The 3,628-nt window shown below is 39.8% G+C and carries 2 protein-coding genes; one reads left to right on the top strand and one right to left on the bottom strand.

Annotated features, from left to right (window positions below; all coding sequences use genetic code 11):
• The first annotated feature begins 1,208 nt into the window (after positions 1-1,208).
• Entirely contained in the window at positions 1,209-3,245 is a 2,037-nt protein-coding gene (locus tag KGY70_19005; GenBank protein ID MBS3777291.1) for a helix-turn-helix domain-containing protein, read from the top strand.
• Between the two features lie 93 nt (positions 3,246-3,338).
• On the opposite strand, the gene KGY70_19000 is transcribed toward KGY70_19005, so the two are convergent.
• Positions 3,339-3,628, bottom strand: a 290-nt coding sequence (locus KGY70_19000; GenBank protein MBS3777290.1) for a hypothetical protein, incomplete at its 5' end; no start/stop codon positions are given.

Genomic DNA, 3,628 nt, shown 5'->3' with positions numbered 1-3,628 from the left:
TGCGGTACAGGCAGATAATATAAACCACAAAGGAAACCGAGGGAATAACATAGGAACAAGGAGGCTTTTAATAGAGCCGGTCTAAGTTGTCATGCTTTTTGACTAACGGGTGGATTTTATTGATGAATGTATTGAAAATGAAGGTGAATGAATACGAATGTAGATTGAAATGGCCACGAATGCACGAATGGAAAAATTGCCACGAATCCCGCTTTCAGACGGGACAAGTGCACAAATGAAGTTATAAAATAGTAATTAAGTGCTTGTTTTCTGAAGGCGGGATTGGATGCCTGCCCGCCGAATGCTTGCAGGCGGGCCTGCCCGCTGGGTCAGGCGGGGTTGTCCGCCTGGCAGGTGAGCCTGCCCGCCGACCATGCGGGATTTAGGGATTAAATACCATAACCTGGAAACTGATCCTGAGGTACCGCCCTCATAGAGGGCAAATAGCGATAGCAACAATTCCCCACGTCGATTCACCAGCGCCTCGTTAGAGTGCGCGATAAAATGTTCCGCTTCTGCTCCTGTGGCCATGTCTGTAGACTTTTAATTTTCTAGAGATGAATGCTTATGTGCGTTTTATCACCGATTGTTTTATGCAACCCTTAAATGCATGGCAATTATGAGACGCATGGATATTCAGTTTAATAATTCTATCGCGCACTCTATGAGGCGCCCTCCCTTGCGAGGTTTATCATTTCTATCGCTATTTGCCCCTTATCGGGGCAAGAGGCAAGGACATCAGAAAGATTAGAGGTTAAGTACAATGGTCAACCGTGGAAATGAGCTTATCTTCTGATTTTACAGTTTCGTTTTCAATCACAGGTCAATATGGAATGCTGTGCTTTAGAGTCTATAAATATATAGAATGTATATCATTGAGCTTTATTATTAACTCTTTTTTGCAACGCACCAAAAATTTTTCATTATGTTCAGAGGACAGACTTCTTAAAATCACTTCACATCAGAAAAACTTCTAAAACCACAACAACCAAATAAAGAGGCTTCTAGATGTCGAGCGGGAAACAAAACTACACAATCGAAAAGCTTTATTAAAAATTAAAACTACACAATTGGTTTTGCTAATTCCATTGTTAACAATTTGTTAACAAAAAAAGGGTATACATAATTGAAATTTTTGTATATCTACTAAAATATTAACAAATTAGTAGTATACAACTACTTGAATATAAGTAAAAAAACAAACAATTATGCATACCCTTATAAACCTGAACGACAAAGATATGGAAATAAAATCAATTGGAAAAGGGTTTGGCCTAAAGAAAACCGGTGAAAATTCTTATACCCTTTACCGCTATGGCGTGCCGGAAAAACAAGTAGACTTCAAATCAAAACTTGATAAAAGGATTTTTGCCGTTGATCTTGTTTTGAAATATGGGGCAATAAAAAGACGCCTTGCCGATATTTTAGATGTTAGCAGAAAGACCTTGGATGTGTGGATTGATACCTACGAAAAAGAAGGCGCTGCAGCTTTGGTCAATAGCAGTAAAAAAGGCGGAGGCAGGAAGCCCCGGGAAAAAATGGCCCGCCCCGAAGGTAATAAATTCAACAGATACGGCCGGGACAGGGAAAAAGAGCGGGAAAAGCAATCTGAAATAGAGCGCCTACAATTGGACGTGGATTTTCCTTCCGAAGAGGAAGAAAAAGACAGCCAAAGCGAGCTGTTCTCCCATGAACAGGACTGGAGGGAAAACCGTTATGCAGGAGCTTTTATATATTGGGCTATATTTCAGAACAGCTACAGTTTAAAGGGGTTGTTTACATGGCTATATGGACAATATAATAGGGTGTTGTATTTGTTTTTGATGATGCACGTAACTGGAATTAAGACCATAGAACAGCTTAAGACAGTATACAAGAGAGAATTTGGTTTGTTAATAGGATTAAAATGTTTGCCAAGCCATCCTGTACTTTGGCGTATGATACACAATGCAGTCCTGTTAAAACGAAGTTACCTGGCCATCAATCATTTCTTCAAGACTCAGATATCAAAGGGTTTAGTGTCATTGTGGCAATTATTCATAGACGGGCATTTTATAGCATATACCGGGAAGGAAAAAGTACATAAGAATTATCGTACCCAAAGTAGGGAGATGCAACCCGGGCAAAATGAGATATTTATACACGATCAAAGCGGGAGTATAGTATATTTTGAGATTCACGAAGGTAAAGGCGATATGGTTGAGGTAATTCGCAGAAAAAGCGCCGAATACGCGCAATTTATGAACAACATACCACCTTTATTCGTTGTTGACAGGGAATTGTGGGGAGTAAAGAAATTTCAATATCTTAAAGATTGTCGTTTTGTAACCTGGGAGAGAAATACTAATAAACAAAAGATTAAATCAATTAAGGATAAATATTTCAATATCTATCTACGGGTAAATGAGACGGATTATCAGATATACGAGACAAAAGGCAAGTATAGAGATAATGAAGGCCGTCAAATTGAATTGCGCCGGATAATTATATGGAATACCAAAACCAATGCCCGGCCGGTTGCAGTAACCAATGATCCGTATGAGGACACGAAAACCGTGGCCTGGGCTATGCTAAATCGTTGGGGAAAAAGCGAAAACGGCTTTAAGCATTTAGGCAATCGCACCAATATGCAATACAATCCTCTGCTGGATGTAACAAGAGAGAGCGCCAACCAGAAAATCTATAATCCCCGGTATGGTGAAATGAAGAAAAAAATTGCCGGGGTAAAAAAAGCAGTAAAAACAATATCTCAAAAAATAGGACAGAAACCCCTAACCTATAATAAAGACGGGAGTTTACGGAAAAATGCATCCCGTGATCGGCTGATTCAGGAAAAAGAAGAAAGACAAAATGAACTTGCCAGCCTGGAGGAGCAAATCAAGAACATTCCTCAATATATTGATATAAGCGAATCGGGCGACAATAAAAAGTTCAAGATGATTGAAACCGAGGGGAAGAATTTATGGGACTTGGCAGAAACGGTTTTTTGGAATAGCCGAAAAAAATTGACCAGGCTTTTTCAACAGTATTTGCCAAATGAGCGGGATTTACTGCCTGTTTTGGACGCAATAACAAGGAGTCGTGGAAAAATAAAATTAACGGAAGATTCATTGATCGTAAAGCTGGAGCCTCTTGAGCGTCCCCAGTTTCGCCATGCACAGGAACAACTTTGCCGCCGTTTAAATCATATGAATGTTAAATTACATAACGATAAAATCCTGAGATTTGATGTTGGACCAATTTGAATAATGTGTAATTTTATCTCTGAAAATTTGATAACTTTTAAGAAGTCTGTACTGGTTTTTAAACGATAAATTGAATCATAATTTTTCGCCCTCTCAAGGATTTAACTTTAGCTCCACCGACAATACATTGGTCTTGTCTTTCTCCAGCAGATAACCTGGAATTTGAATTTCCACCCGCTTCAGCCCCTCGATTCTTTTGTCATACTCGAGCGGTGGAGGATCCATAGCAACTACAGAAACAGCCAGATTGGAAGGCTCAAGAATTTCCAGTTTCAGTTCTTCCCCATCCTGCATCAGTATTGCACCAGTCTCGGTAGTCTGAACCTGTGCCTGCGTCATCATTCTCCAGGTCACTTTTTCCGTATTGTCGTCCGGAACCATTT

The organism is Bacteroidales bacterium, assembly GCA_018334875.1.
GTDB lineage: Bacteria > Bacteroidota > Bacteroidia > Bacteroidales > UBA12077 > JAGXLC01.
This window is presented reverse-complemented; position numbering and strand designations above follow the sequence as displayed.

Coding starts and splice junctions, on each gene's coding strand:
- KGY70_19005 (MBS3777291.1), top strand. CDS start 1,209: ATGCATACCCTTATAAACCTGAACGACAAAGATATGGAAATAAAATCA.